This window comes from Pseudomonas sp. D8002 (genome assembly GCF_013385695.1).
GTDB lineage: Bacteria > Pseudomonadota > Gammaproteobacteria > Pseudomonadales > Pseudomonadaceae > Aquipseudomonas.
Genome location: NZ_JACAPM010000032.1, coordinates 318,964 through 332,831 on the forward strand (window position 1 = coordinate 318,964; position 13,868 = coordinate 332,831).

Annotated in this window: 9 protein-coding genes and 1 pseudogene; 5 read left to right on the plus strand and 5 right to left on the minus strand. The window is 62.0% G+C overall.

Translation table 11 applies throughout. From position 1 onward, the window contains the following. Positions 1–82 precede the first annotated feature (82 nt). Complete coding sequence (locus HX807_RS19520; protein WP_032899902.1) at positions 83–2,005, plus strand: acetyl-CoA hydrolase/transferase C-terminal domain-containing protein; 1,923 nt, start codon at positions 83–85, stop codon at positions 2,003–2,005. Positions 2,006–2,135: 130 nt separating this feature from the next. Here HX807_RS19520 and HX807_RS19525 read toward each other — a convergent pair whose 3' ends face one another. Both HX807_RS19525 and rep read right to left on the minus strand, forming a co-directional pair. Continuing rightward, positions 2,136–2,708, minus strand: a complete 573-nt coding sequence (locus tag HX807_RS19525; protein ID WP_008439415.1) for a xanthine phosphoribosyltransferase — start codon at positions 2,706–2,708, stop codon at positions 2,136–2,138. A gap of 57 nt (positions 2,709–2,765) precedes the next feature. Further along, positions 2,766–4,775 (minus strand): DNA helicase Rep, encoded by a 2,010-nt coding sequence (gene rep / locus HX807_RS19530; protein ID WP_008439414.1) that lies wholly within the window; start codon positions 4,773–4,775, stop codon positions 2,766–2,768. Positions 4,776–5,042: 267 nt separating this feature from the next. Between rep and HX807_RS19535 the strand changes: the two genes are divergently transcribed. Continuing rightward, positions 5,043–6,713: a bifunctional diguanylate cyclase/phosphodiesterase gene (locus HX807_RS19535; RefSeq protein WP_008439412.1), complete on the plus strand. Its 1,671-nt coding sequence runs from the start codon at positions 5,043–5,045 to the stop codon at positions 6,711–6,713. Positions 6,714–6,841: 128 nt separating this feature from the next. Here HX807_RS19535 and HX807_RS19540 read toward each other — a convergent pair whose 3' ends face one another. Continuing rightward, complete coding sequence (locus HX807_RS19540) at positions 6,842–8,245, minus strand: NorM family multidrug efflux MATE transporter (RefSeq protein ID WP_008439410.1); 1,404 nt, start codon at positions 8,243–8,245, stop codon at positions 6,842–6,844. A gap of 152 nt (positions 8,246–8,397) precedes the next feature. On the opposite strand from HX807_RS19540, the gene HX807_RS19545 reads away from it, so the two are divergent. Together HX807_RS19545 and HX807_RS19550 are read left to right on the plus strand one after the other, a co-directional pair. Next, positions 8,398–9,318, plus strand: a complete 921-nt coding sequence (locus tag HX807_RS19545) for a LysR substrate-binding domain-containing protein (RefSeq protein ID WP_003208769.1) — start codon at positions 8,398–8,400, stop codon at positions 9,316–9,318. Positions 9,319–9,496: 178 nt separating this feature from the next. After that, on the plus strand, positions 9,497–11,473 hold the full coding sequence (locus HX807_RS19550) for a methyl-accepting chemotaxis protein (RefSeq protein WP_177050774.1): 1,977 nt from the start codon (positions 9,497–9,499) through the stop codon (positions 11,471–11,473). 117 nt (positions 11,474–11,590) lie between these two features. Here HX807_RS19550 and HX807_RS19555 read toward each other — a convergent pair whose 3' ends face one another. Next, positions 11,591–12,514, minus strand: coding sequence for an ABC transporter six-transmembrane domain-containing protein (locus tag HX807_RS19555; RefSeq protein WP_008439408.1), 924 nt, complete (start codon positions 12,512–12,514; stop codon positions 11,591–11,593). A 114-nt stretch (positions 12,515–12,628) separates the two neighbouring features. Here HX807_RS19555 and HX807_RS19560 point away from each other — a divergent pair, with 114 nt between their 5' ends. Beyond that, positions 12,629–13,213 (plus strand): TetR/AcrR family transcriptional regulator, encoded by a 585-nt coding sequence (locus HX807_RS19560; protein WP_177050776.1) that lies wholly within the window; start codon positions 12,629–12,631, stop codon positions 13,211–13,213. Here the strand turns inward: HX807_RS19560 and HX807_RS19565 are convergent. Next, a pseudogene (locus HX807_RS19565) lies at positions 13,200–13,799 on the minus strand (ATP-binding protein); the annotation flags it as partial. The gene HX807_RS19560 and the pseudogene HX807_RS19565 overlap by 14 nt on opposite strands. Positions 13,800–13,868 lie beyond the last annotated feature (69 nt).

Sequence of the window (13,868 nt, forward strand, 5' to 3'; positions counted from 1 at the left end):
TGCCTTTTGAGGCTGTTCTTTGCAGCAAAGACCCGGCAAGCTCGGTCCAACCCCAATTCATGGAATGTTCGGGAGAAGTCGGATGGTGCAGTTGTGTTCAATCGAGCAAGCAGTCGACGACGTACTGGCACGGCTGCCGGCGCATATTCACATGGGCATGCCCCTGGGCCTGGGCAAACCCAACCGGTTCGTCAACGCGCTGTACCGGCGTATCGCCAAGCTGCCGGACCGGGCGCTGACCATCTACACAGCCCTGGCCCTGGGTCGCCCTACCTTGGGCGATGGTTTGCAGAAGCGCTTTCTCGAGCCCTTTATCGAACGGGTCTTCGGTGACTATCCCGAGCTGGACTTCCTCGCCGCACTGCGCAAGGACAGCCTGCCGTCGAACATTCACGTGCAGCAGTTCTTCATGCAGCCCGGCAGTTTGCTTCACAGCCTTTCGGCGCAGCAGAATTACGTCAGCAGCAACTACAGCCACGCTGCCCGTGATATCAATGCCGCCGGCCTGAACCTCGTCGCGCAATTGGTGGCCAGCAGCGCTGAACATCCGGATCGCCTGAGCCTGAGCTGCAACCCCGACATCACCCTCGACCTGTTGCCGATGATCGCCAAGCGCCGCGAGGCCGGTGAAACCATCCTGGTGGTGGGCCAGGTTCACAGTGATTTGCCCTACATGCCCGGCGACGCCGAGCTGGGCATGGATGAGTTCGACTTCCTGATCGACGAGAAGGACAGCACCACGCTGTTCTCCACCCCGAACATGCCGGTGGGTTTCCAGGATCACTTTATCGGTTTGCACGCCAGCACCCTGGTGCGCGACGGCGGTACCTTGCAGATCGGCATCGGCTCCATGGGCGATGCACTGACTGCGGCCTTGCTGGCGCGCCAGGCCGATAACGAGGCGTATCGCCTGTTGCTCACCGACCTGGATGTGTACCAATGGGCACCGCTGATCAGCCACGAAGGCGGAGTCGCGCCGTTTGCCCGTGGGCTGTACGGTTGCAGCGAAATGTTCGTCAATGGCCTGCTGGTGCTGGCCGATGCCGGGATTGTGCGGCGCAAGGTATACCCGGACGTCGCGACCCAGGAGCGGGCCAACGCCGGCACCCTGGACGAAGCGGCACAGACCGACGGCATCTCTGTGCATGGCGGCTTCTTCCTCGGGCCTCGTAGCTTTTACGAGCGTTTGCGGGACTTGCCACAGAGCAAGCGCCTGGAATTCAACATGACCCGCATCAGCTACATCAACGAGCTGTACGGCCAGGAAGAACTCAAGCGTTTGCAGCGCCTGGATGCGCGCTTCATCAACAGCGCGTTTACCGTGACCCTGTTGGGCGCGGGCGTGGCCGACCAGTTGGAAGATGGCCGCGTGCTCAGCGGTGTTGGCGGGCAATACAACTTTGTCGCCCAGGGCCATGCGCTGGAAGGCGCGCGCTCGATCCTGATCCTGCGCAGCTGGCGCGAATCGGGCGGCGAGGTCAGTTCCAATATCGTCTGGGAATACGGGCACTGTACGATTCCCCGGCACCTGCGAGATATCGTCATCACCGAATACGGCATCGCGGATTTACGCGGGCAGACTGATGCCAGGGTGATCGAGGCGCTGCTGAATATCACCGACTCACGGTTCCAGGAAGATTTGATCGAACAGGCGCAGAAGGCCGGGAAGTTGCCGAAGGATTTCCAGCTGAATCCGCGGTTTGCCGACAACACGCCGGAGCGTCTGCAGGGGATTCAGGCGCGGCATCCACGGCTGTTCCCGGAGTATCCGCTGGGCAGTGACTTCACCGATGAAGAGCGGGATTTGTTGCGGGCGTTGAACTGGCTCAAGAGCAAATTCAAGCTGACGGAGATTCTGGAGCTGGGCAAGGCGGCGCTGGATGCACCGGAGCCGGAAGCGTTTCCCGAGCATTTGGTACGGATGCGACTGGATAAGCCGGAGGGGTTGAAGGAGGACTTGTATCAGCGCCTGTTGCTAGCGGGCCTACAAGCTACCGCGCACTAACAAACACAGGAGATCAAATGTGGGAGCGGGCTTGCTCGCGAAAGCGGTGTGTCAGTCACCGGATAGGTCGACTGATCCACCGCTTTCGCGAGCAAGCCCGCTCCCACATGTTTAACCGTGCCCGCACCGATTACTCGATAAAGGTCACAACCCCACCCGCCAACGACTGCACCCGCGCCAGCGACTCAACCCGGTAACCCTGGGCATCCAGCTCCGCACGGCCACCCTGGAACGACTTCTCGATCACGATCCCCAAACCTGCAACGGTCGCGCCGGCCTGTTTGATGATCGAGATCAGCGCCTGGGACGCCTTACCGTTGGCCAGGAAGTCATCGATGATCAGCACGCGGTCGCTGCTGGTCAGGTGGCGCGGGGAAATCGCCACGGTGCTTTCGGTTTTCTTGGTGAAGGAATACACCGTCGCCGACAGCAGGTTTTCGGTCAGGGTCAGGGACTGTTGCTTGCGGGCGAAAATCACCGGCACGCCGAGGTTCAGGCCGGTCATGATCGCCGGTGCAATGCCCGAGGCTTCGATGGTGACGATCTTGGTGATCCCCGAATCCTTGAACAACGCAGCAAACTCGTCACCGATCAGTTTCATCAGCGCCGGGTCGATCTGGTGGTTCAGAAAGGCGTCGACCTTGAGTACCTGATCGGAAAGCACGATGCCTTCTTCGCGAATTTTCTTGTGCAGTGCTTCCACGAAAGCTTCCTCTGTTGGCGCAACACGCGCCGAAAGTAGATTAAAAAGTAGTCGATTCTAGCGCTTTAACATCGCGCGTATATCCGCCAGTGCGGTGTTGCCGCGAACGGCTTTGACTTCGGTCGGTGTGTCGTCGTTGCCTTCCCAGGCCAGGTCGTCCGGCGGCAGTTCGTCGAGGAACCGGCTGGGGGCACAATCGATGATCTCGCCGTACTGCTTGCGCTTGGCGGCAAAGGTGAAGGCCAATGTCTGACGCGCGCGGGTAATGCCCACGTAGGCCAGGCGCCGTTCTTCCTCGATGGTGTCGGCTTCGATGCTGGAGCGGTGCGGGAGGATTTCCTCTTCCATGCCCATGATGAACACGTAGGGGAATTCCAGGCCCTTGGACGCATGCAAGGTCATCATCTGCACGCCTTCGGCGCCGTCTTCCTCTTCCTGCTGGCGTTCAAGCATGTCCCGCAGCACCAGCTTGCCGATGGCGTCCTCGACGGTCATCTCGCCTTCTTCGTCCTTCTCCAGGGTATTTTTCAACGCCTCGATCAGGAACCACACGTTGCCCATGCGGTAATCGGCAGCCTTGTCGCTGGAGCTGTTGGTGCGCAGCCAGTTCTCGTAGTCGATGTCCATGACCATGCTGCGCAGGGCGCTGATCGGGTCTTCGCCGGCGCACTGCTCGCGCACCTTGTCCATGAAGCGCTTGAAGCGCGCCAGGCGGTCGGTGAAACGAGTGTCGAGGTGCTCGCCCAGGCCGATTTCGTCGGTGGCGGCGTACATCGAGATCTTGCGTTCGGTGGCGTAGTTGCCGAGCTTTTCCAGGGTAGTCGAACCGATTTCCCGGCGTGGGACGTTGATCACCCGCAGGAAGGCGTTGTCGTCGTCCGGGTTCACGATCAGCCGGAAGTAGGCCATCAGGTCTTTCACTTCCTGGCGTCCGAAAAAGCTGTTGCCGCCCGACAGGCGATAAGGAATCTGGTGGTGCTGCAGCTTCAGCTCGATCAGCTTGGCCTGGTAGTTGCCGCGGTACAGGATCGCGAAATCGCTGTAGGGCCGGTCGGTACGCAGGTGCAGCGTGAGCAGTTCGACGGCCACGCGCTCGGCTTCGGCGTCTTCGTTGCGGCAGCGGATCACGCGGATCTCGTCGCCGTGGCCCATCTCGCTCCACAGTTGCTTTTCAAACTCGTGGGGGTTGTTGGAGATCAGCACGTTGGCGCAACGCAGGATGCGGCTGGTGGAGCGGTAGTTCTGCTCCAGCATCACCACTTTCAGGGACGGGTAGTCGTCCTTGAGCAGCATCAGGTTTTCCGGGCGGGCGCCGCGCCAGGCGTAGATCGACTGGTCGTCATCGCCCACCACGGTGAACTGGTTGCGCTTGCCGATCAGCAGCTTCACCAGCAGGTATTGGCTGGCGTTGGTGTCCTGGTATTCGTCCACCAGCAGGTAGCGGACTTTGTTCTGCCACTTTTCGAGGATGTCGGCGTGTTCCTGGAACAGCTTCACCGGCAGCAGGATCAGGTCGTCGAAGTCCACTGCGTTGAACGCCTTGAGCGTGCGCTGGTAGTGGGTGTAGACAATGGCGGCAGTCTGCTCCTTGGGGTTGCGCGCAGCTTCCAGGGCTTCGGCGGGCAGGATCAGGTCGTTTTTCCACGAGCCGATCATGTTCTTGATCTCGTCGACGCCGTCGTCGCCCGCGTATTCCTTCTGCATGATGTCGGTCATCAGCGCCTTGACGTCTGTCTCGTCAAAGATCGAGAAGCCCGGCTTGTAGCCCAACCGCACGTGCTCCTTGCGGATGATGTTCAGCCCCAGGTTGTGGAAGGTACACACGGTGAGGCCACGGCCTTCGCCACCCTTGAGCAGGGTGCCGACGCGCTCTTTCATTTCCCGCGCCGCCTTGTTGGTAAAGGTCATGGCGACGATGTACTGGGCACGGATGCCACAGCTCTGGATCAGGTGCGCGATCTTGCGGGTGATCACGCTGGTCTTGCCGGAACCGGCACCGGCGAGCACCAATAGAGGGCCGCCGACGTAGTTCACGGCTTCTTGCTGCCGGGGATTGAGTCGGGACATACGAAATTCAGGAGGTCATTGATCAAAAGGGCGGGCATTTTAACAGGCTGGCAAGATTCTGCTGCCTCTGAACGACAGTGTGACGTACCACTCGATCTAAATTTGCCGGTTTTGTTACTTTGCCGCAGGATGTGCAGGGTATTTAGGACTATTGTTCGGTCTAGAGCTGCACAGTGCGCATTTGATAACCCATATCATTGGTCATTATCGGGGCGCACGTCATAATGCCCGCCGCCAACGAAATTTTGCAGAGTCTAGGGAGCTAGCTTGTCTACGCCTGTCGAACCCTTGCGTTTGCTGCTACTGGCCGATGAGCCAGCGTGGGCAGCGTTATTGCGCGAGTGCCTGGCGCCGATGGGCGACGGAGCTGTGCTGATCAGCGCGCCAAACTGGGAGTCTGTGAGCAACCTGTTCGACGACGATCACAGCGCGGTGCTGTTGACCACGGCCAACCTTCAGCCCGGCCCCGGTCGCTGCAGCTTGCCAACGGTATTGCTGTTGGAAGAGGAACCCCTGGTTTCACCCCTCGGCGTCAGCGACTGGCTGATCCTGAATGCATTGGATGTCGATACATTGCGCCGTTGCCTGCGGCATGTGCGCGAGCGCGGTGTACTGGAAAACACCCTGCAACGCCTGGCCGAACAGGACCCGCTGACCGGTATCGCCAACCGCCAGGGCTTCCAGACCCTGCTGACCGCCCGCCTGGCGGAAAACGAAGGCCGTGGCGTTGCCCTCGGCCACCTCGACCTGGACAACTTCCGTCACGCCAACGACGCCCTCGGCCACCAGGCCGGCGACCGGCTGATCCTGCAAGTGGTCTCGCGGCTCAAGAGCCAGTTGGAGGCCGGCGATCAACTGGCGCGCCTGGGCAGCGACGAATTCGCCCTGCTGATCGATACCCGCCGTGCGCCCCAGCGCGCCGAATGGATGGCCGAGCGCATCGTCGAAGCCATGGCCGAACCCTATTGGGTCGATGGCGAAAGCCTGCTGATCGGTTGCAGCCTCGGCGTGGCCCATGCCCGCGCCAAGGCTGGCGCCGACCCGTTGATGTGGCACGCCCACATCGCCATGCAGCAAGCCAAAAGCACCCAGGGCTGCACCTTTCATATCTTCAACGAACGCATCAACCGCAATGCCCGCAGCCTCGCCGACCTTGAAAGCGAGCTGCGCCGGGCGTTGCGTCGTGACGAACTGGAGCTGCATTACCAGCCCCGCCTGGACCTCGACGATGGGCATATCGTCGGCCTGGAAGCACTGGTGCGCTGGCGCCACGGTGAGCGCGGCCTGTTGCCGCCGAGCGAGTTCGTGCCGCTGGCCGAGCAGAGCGGCTTGATCGTGCCGCTGGGCTACTGGGTGATTTCCCGGGCCCTGCGCGACATGCAGGACCTGCGCGAACGCGGGATTGCGCCGTTGCACATGGCAGTCAACCTGTCGTTCCGCCAGTTTCAGGACAGCCAACTGCTCAGCACCCTCAGCCGGCTGATTGCCGAGCGCGGCGTGGAAGCCCAGTGGCTGGAATTTGAGCTGACGGAAACCGCCGTGATGCGCCGCAGCGACCTGGTCAAGCAGACCATGGATGCGCTGGGCCGCCTGGGTGTGCGCTTTTCCCTGGATGACTTTGGCACCGGCTTTTCGTCGTTCGTGCACCTCAACAGCCTGCCGATTGCCTTGCTGAAGATCGACAAGAGCTTTGTCGGCGGCATGGAAGAGCGCGAAGAGAATCGCAAGCTGGTGCACGCCATGATCAACCTGGCTCATAACCTGAACCTGGAAGTGGTCGCCGAGGGCGTGGAAACCGCCGAGCAACTGGCGTTGCTGCGGTTGTTCGGCTGCGATCAGGCCCAGGGCTACCTGATCAGCAAGCCGTTGCCGTTGGCGGAATTGGTGGACTACCTGACGTTTGGTGACAGCCAGGAACTGGTGGGCGGCGTGATCTGATGTTGTGAACCCGATCAAAAATGTGGGAGCGGGCTTGCTCGCGAATGCGGTATTTCAGCCAACCAATTCATGGCTGACCCACCGCATTCGCGAGCAAGCCCGCTCCCACATTTGACCGAGTACAGCCGTTACTCCGGCTGCGCGGCTTGAAATCCTTGGTGGGTTTCAGGCTCCTGGCGAATCATCCGCTTCATCTTCCGTTCAAACGCCCAGGTCAGGCTGACTGCCGCGCACGCCAGGCCCAGGGCCAGGCCCCACCAAACGCCCGTCGGCCCCCAGCCGAGATTGAACGCCATCAACCATGCGGCCGGTGCGCCGATCAGCCAGTAGCAACCCAGCCCGACCAGGAAGGTGGTCTTGGCATCCTTGAGTCCGCGAATACAGCCCATGGCGATGGTCTGCACGCCGTCGAACAGCTCAAACCATGCGGCCACCGCCAGCAGGCTGACGGCGAGGTTGATCACGTCGCGAAACGCCGGGTCATGCTGGTCGAGGAACAGGCTGATCAGTTGGTGCGAGAACAACCACAGCACCGCTGCAAAGCCCAGCATCACCACTGCGCCAAAGCCTATGCCAACTCGCCCGGCCAGCCGCGCTTCCAGCAACTGCCCGGCACCATAATGCTGGCCGATACGCATGGTGATCGCGTACGACATGCCCGCCGGCACCATGAACGCCACCGACACGATCTGCAGGGCGATCTGGTGCGCAGCCAGCTGCGTGCTGCCCATAGTGCCCATGCACAGCGCGGCGAACGCAAAGAGCCCGACTTCCACCGCATAGGTGCCACCAATCGGCAGGCCCAGGCGCCACAGTTCCCGCAGGTAGTGCAGGTTGGGCCGCAGCAAACCCTTGCGCAGCGGATACGCGTCGTAGGCACGGTTGTATTTGATGTACCAGATCAGCGCCAGGGCCATGCAGTTGGCAACGATGGCGGTGACCAGGCCAATGCCCACCAGCCCGAGTTTCGGCAGGCCGAACATGCCTTCGATCAACGCGTGGTTGAGCAGGTAGTTGATCACCGTGCCGCCCAGGCTGATCACCATCACCGGCGTGGCCTTGCCGATAGCACTGGTGAAGCCGCGCAGGGCCATGAACGTCAGGTAGCCGGGCAGGGCGAACGGCAGGATGGTCAGGAACTGGCCGGCGGACGCGACGTTGGTTTCGGTCTGGCCGAACATCAGCAGCACTGGCTTGAGGTTCCATAGCAGCAAACCAGCCACCAGCGCCATCAACCAGGCCAGCCATAGCCCGGCCTGGGTCAGGCGGGTGGCGCCTTCGATGTCGCCGGCGCCCTGGCGGATCGCGACCAGCGTGCCCACGGCAGCGATCACGCCGATGCAGAAAATCGACACGAACGAATAGCTCGCCGCCCCCAGGCCTCCGCCGGCCAGGGCCTCGGGGCTCAGGCGGGCCATCATCAGGGTGTCGGTCAGCACCATCAGCATGTGGGCCAACTGTGAGGCAATCAGCGGCCCTGACAGCCGCAGAATGGCCCAGAGTTCGGTACGTGCCGGATGCTGCATGATCATCACGCTCAAAAAGTCAGGGAAGGGTGGAAGGGTTGATTCTCGGCGCTCACAGCGCATTGCACAAAGGGATAAATCCGATGGTTCGCATGATTAAAACTCATGCCTGAATGATTCTGGTAGGGTTTCGATATTGCGCCGTCGGAGTTTTCGCCATGTCTCGTCGTCTTCCTCCTCTTTACGCCTTGCGCGCGTTTGAAGCTGCGTCCCGCTACAACTCGTTCACCCGGGCGGCGGAAGAGTTGTCGATCACCCAAAGTGCGGTGAGCCGGCACATTCGTACCCTGGAAGAGCATTTCGCCTGCCGCCTGTTCCAGCGCAGCGGCCGCACCTTGCAACTCACCGAGGCAGCGCGCCTGTTGCTGCCGGGCGTGCGTGAAGGCTTTGCGGCCCTGGAGCGCGCCTGCCATACCTTGAATGCCGAGGACGACATCTTGCGCATGAAGGCGCCGTCCACCCTGACCATGCGCTGGCTGCTGGCGCGCCTCAGTCGCTTCCGGCACCTGCAGCCGGGCAATGAAGTGCAACTGACCAGCGCCTGGATGAGCGTCGATGAGGTGGATTTCAACCAGGAACCATTCGATTGCGCGGTGTTGTTGAGCAACGGGCATTTCCCGCCGGACTGGGAAGCCAGCTACCTGTTTCCGGAGTTGCTGATTCCGGTGGGCGCGCCGAACCTGTTGAGCGACGGACCCTGGGACGTTGCACGCCTGGCCTCTGCCGAACTGCTGCACCCGACGCCGGACCGGCGTGACTGGCGCAACTGGCTGGAGCGCATGGGGCTGTCATCCCAGGTTTCGCTCAAGGGCGGGCAGGTGTTCGACACCTTGGAGTTGGGCATGATCGCCGCTGCCCGAGGGTACGGCGTGTCCATGGGCGACTTGCTGATGGTGGCCGAAGACGTGGCCCAGGGCCGCCTGAGTCTGCCATGGCCCACCGCTGTGGCCAGTGGGGAAAATTACTATCTGGTGTGGCCGAAGACCCGGCCGGGTGGCGAGCGTTTGCGACGGCTGGGTGACTTTCTCCAGGGCGAAGTGCAGGCCATGGAATTGCCCCAGGTCGAACGCCTCGACTGAGTGGATTGCGCACCGGCCAGCAATCGTTTGCGCGATACCCCTGTGATTCGCTCAAGTATTGAGCCTGCCCGCCGAAGTAGGGTTGTTGGAACTACCGTTCTGCAACGTTTCCCCTATTAGAATTTTGCCGAGCAGCGCTATGAGATCAGGATGATCCTGGCCTCGGCCAGGAGCCTTCATGTCTCAACCTCGCGCCCGGATTGCCTCTCAACTGGGGCTTGCCCTCGCCGTGATACTGGCTGTCGTCATCAGCGGCAGCACGGTATTCGCGTTGCGTTCGCTGGATTCCGCCAACCTCGACACCCGCGAGGAGCACCTGGCCAGCGAGGCCCGCTTGCTGGCCGACCAGCTCAATACCTTCCACAGCACCTTGCGCGAAAGTACCCAGCGTTTGAGCGGGCTGTTTGAAAAGCGCTTCAGCGCCGGCTTGAGTACGCGCCCTGAGCAACCGGTGACGGTGGCGGGCGTGCAGACGCCGGGCCTGTACCTGGGCGAGGAAGTGCTCAACAACAACTTCGCTGAAGTCGATGAGTTCAAGCAGATGTCCGGCGGCGTGGCGACCTTGTTCGTACGCAGCGGCGAGGACTTTATCCGCGTCAGCACCTCCCTGACCAAGCAGGATGGCAGCCGCGCCATCGGTACGGCGCTGGATCACCAGCATCCGGCCTATCAACGCTTGCTGGGCGGGCAGGGCTACGTTGGCCGTGCGGTATTGTTCGATCGCTCCTACATGACCCAGTACAGCCCGGTGCGGGACGCCAGCGGCAAAGTGATTGCGGTGCTGTTTGTCGGCTTCGACTACACCGATGCGCAGAACGCCCAGTTCGACAACCTCAAGCGTTTCCGCATCGGCCAGACCGGTTCCCTGGCGCTGCTGGACGAACAGAAGCACTGGCTGGTACCGCCCGCTGGCGTGCAGGCGCTGGATCAGTCGATTCCGGTGATGCTCGACCTGGCCGCCAAACCTGGAAAAGGCCGTTTCTGGAGCGACAAGAACGAAGATTTCTACAGCGTTGCCGTGCCGTTTGAAGGCGGCCCGTGGTCGGTGGTGGCGAGCATGCCGAAAGCCGAAATTCGCGCGGTGACCTGGTCGGTGGGGATTCGCCTGGCGATCGGCAGCTTGCTCGCGATGCTGCTGGCGGTGGGCGCGGCGGTCTGGCTGCTGCGCAGCAAGTTGCAGCCGTTGGGCGACCTGGTGCGTCAGGCAGAAGCCTTGGGGGCCGGTGATTTGAGCGCACGGCTGAACGTTTCCAGCCATGATGAAATCGGCCAACTAGCCCGCAGTTTCAACCAGATGGGCGAAGCGCTGTCGACCATGGTGTCGCATATCCGCAAGGCGGCTGAAGACGTGAACAGCCGCGCCCAGGCACTGTCGGGGTTGTCCGGCGGTGCGTATGAAGGCATGGAGCAACAGTCCGGCGAGATCACCAGCATGGCCGGCGCGGTGGAGGAGTTCAGCGCCACCTCGCTGAATATTGCCGACAACATGGGCAACACCGAACGCCTGGCCCAGGACAATGCCCAGCAAACCAGGATCGGCCGCACCTCGATGCAAGAAGCGTCGTCGTCCCTGGAACACATCGCCACCGCGCTGAACAGCACGGCCAAGGTGATCAACACTTTGGGCCAGCGCTCCCAGGAAATCGGCGGGATCGTCGGGGTGATCACCGCGATTGCCGAACAGACCAACCTGCTGGCGCTCAACGCAGCCATCGAAGCGGCGCGGGCCGGTGAGCAGGGGCGCGGGTTTGCGGTGGTGGCCGATGAAGTGCGCAACCTCGCATCGCGCACTCGTCAGGCCACGGATGAGATTTCCGGGATGATCCAGAGTATCCAGCAGGAAACCGGCAACGCCATCAGCACCATGGAACAAGGCAACGTGCTGATGCAGGAAGGCCTGGCTCGCAACGCTGACGTCGCCTCTGCGCTGGCGCGGATCGACGAGCAAAGCCGCTCGGCGGGCCAGCAGTTTGCGGCCATTACCACGGCGACCCAGGAGCAGAGCAGCACGGCGACCCTGCTGAGCAGCAACTTGCAGAGCATCGCCCTGGCCAACAGCGAGCAGCGTGAAGTGGTGTCCAACCTTGCGATCACCGCCAAGGAACTGGAGACCCTGGCGGCGGGCTTGCGGCATGAGGTTGACCGGTTTCGTTGATTGACTGTTCGGGCCTCATCGCGGGCAAGCCCGCTCCCACAGTTGACCGTGTTGTTCTGGAGTACGCGGTCCACTGTGGGAGCCGGGCTTGCCCGCGATGACGGCCGACCCGACGCGTCAAACGTCGGATCGGTCGCCCAGCCCCGGGTCCACACGCTTGCCAATGTCCTTGAGTCGCGCCAGTTGGTCGACCATCCCTGGCGCTTCATCCAGGCTGCTGACAAAGGTCCACAGGTAAGTCATCACCGCATACACATGGCCGGCCTTGACCGCCGGCGACAGCGCCAACTGGCTGATGGCGACCACAAACAACAGCGCCGCCAGCGTGCCGATAAACAGGAACGCTGCGGCCTCGCGGTCCGACAGCCAGATGCGCAGGCGTGACAGCACCTGGTAGTGGCGCTGCAAGGTCTGTGCGCCGACCTTTTCCACCAGGCCGATTTCCTTTTCCAGGCGGTCATTCAAGCGCTCATGCAGTTCCTGATTGCGCCGGGCGAAACGTGGCAACAAGGTAGTGCACAGCACCAGCGCGGTCAGGCACGCCAGGCCGATCCACGGCTCGATCACCAACAGCATCACTGCCGCACCGACGATGGAAACCAGCGCCGTCGCGATGATCGGCACGTGTTTTTCGAAGAAATCCACAAAGTCCCGCGCCAACACCACCCGCGCAGCCGCCCGTGAGGTGCTGTGGTTTTGCAGGCGCTGGTTGAGAATCACCGGCACCGCAAGGTCCGCGTAGATACGGGTGAAGGTGCGCGTATCCAGCGCCCGTCGCGCCGCCCCGACCACCCAGAACGCCAGCACCACGGCGGCGTAGAACAGCGCGCTGCCGGCATCGCCGCGGATGATCGAGTCCACCGCGAACCCCGCAAACAGTGGGTAGGCCAGCAGCAATGCGTTCTCCAGGGCCACCAGCGACAAGGTGCAGAACAACTTGCCGGGATAGGCCTTGGCGATCGCCTTGAGGGTTTGGCTGGCGGATTGTTGCCCGATCTTTTTGCTTTCTTCGATCAGGATCTGGGGTGTTACGGATGACATGGGGTGCACCGAGAGTGAGATAAACGCTATTATTGAGCGACTGCTCAAGTATCCTTGAGCGAACGCTCAAAAAGCAAGCGCCGTCGATCTGCCGGTGCCTGAAGGAAAAGCCTCATGTCGCGTATCGACCGTAAAGACCAGATCATCGCCGCCGCCCTGGAGCTGTTTCGCAGCAAAGGGTTTGCCGATGTTTCCACCCGCGACCTGGCGGAGCATGCCGGGCTGTCCCGCAGCCACGTCTATCACTACTTCAGCGACTGGAAAGAGCTGCGCCGCGAAGCGTTCGTGCGGTTCGCCAACGAGCAACTGGACGAGGTGAGGGCGCCGCTGGTGGATCTGCCGCCATTGGAAGCCCTCGAAGGGTTCCTGCGTGACTGCCTGCCCTCCACGGCAGACGCCGGTTGGGCGCTATGGCTGGATGCCTGGGACGAAGCCATGCATGACGAGCCATTGGCCCAGGCCTACCTGGTGATCAACGCCCAATGGCAAGCCATGCTCGCCGAGATCATCGAGCAAGGTGTGGCGGCCAAAGTGTTCCGCTGTGAGTCGCCCAAGCGCTCTGCGCGACAACTCTTTGCCGTAGCGATGGGCTATGCCGATGACTTGTTGCTCAAACCCTCCGTTGAGTCAGCTGAAGCGGTGATGGATGAGGTGATGGAAGTGGCGGGGCTGCTCCTGGCGTTGCCTAGGACGCGCTAGCAGGGCGGTACTGCAAGGCCTCCGCCAGATGATGGCGGGCGATGGCTTCCACCTGTTCCAGGTCGGCCAGGGTGCGGGCGACCTTGAGCAGGCGATGGGCCGCCCGCAACGACAGCGTCAGCCGTTCGCAGGCGCTTTCCAGCCAGCCTTCATCAGCCTTTTTCAGTTTGCAGTGCTGGCGTAGCCCCGGCAGGTCGAGAAACGCATTGGCGCAGCCCTGGCGCCGTTGTTGGCGGTCCCGGGCATCGGCGACGAGGACGGAGGCGCTGGCGGTGTCATCACCGGACTGTATGCCCGGGTTCAGCGCGGTGCTTTCCCGGGCGACGGTCACGTGCAGGTCAATCCGGTCCAGCAGCGGCCCCGAGAGTTTGTTGCGATAGCGCTGAATCTGCTCCGGCGTGCAGCGACAGCGCCCACTGGGCTCGCCCACATAGCCGCAAGGGCAGGGGTTCATTGCCGCCACCAACTGAAAGCGCGCCGGGAAACGCACCCGGTCGCGAGCGCGGGAAATCACGATATGCCCGGACTCCAGCGGCTCACGTAGCACCTCCAGGACCTTGCGATCAAACTCCGGCATTTTGCTTAATTCCCGCCAGGTCGTTCATTTGAAGTGTTCGGTGATCCCCCGCCAAATCTCACCGAGTGGACATAGCCT

What these genes read in the sequence shown, in the direction of transcription:
- HX807_RS19555 (WP_008439408.1), bottom strand. Translation starts at nt 12,514, where the DNA reads ATGTCATCCGTAACACCCCAGATCCTGATCGAAGAAAGCAAAAAGATC.
- HX807_RS19540 (WP_008439410.1), bottom strand. Translation starts at nt 8,245, where the DNA reads ATGATCATGCAGCATCCGGCACGTACCGAACTCTGGGCCATTCTGCGG.
- HX807_RS19545 (WP_003208769.1), top strand. Translation starts at nt 8,398, where the DNA reads ATGTCTCGTCGTCTTCCTCCTCTTTACGCCTTGCGCGCGTTTGAAGCT.
- HX807_RS19550 (WP_177050774.1), top strand. Translation starts at nt 9,497, where the DNA reads ATGTCTCAACCTCGCGCCCGGATTGCCTCTCAACTGGGGCTTGCCCTC.
- HX807_RS19520 (WP_032899902.1), top strand. Translation starts at nt 83, where the DNA reads ATGGTGCAGTTGTGTTCAATCGAGCAAGCAGTCGACGACGTACTGGCA.
- rep (WP_008439414.1), bottom strand. Translation starts at nt 4,775, where the DNA reads ATGTCCCGACTCAATCCCCGGCAGCAAGAAGCCGTGAACTACGTCGGC.
- HX807_RS19560 (WP_177050776.1), top strand. Translation starts at nt 12,629, where the DNA reads ATGTCGCGTATCGACCGTAAAGACCAGATCATCGCCGCCGCCCTGGAG.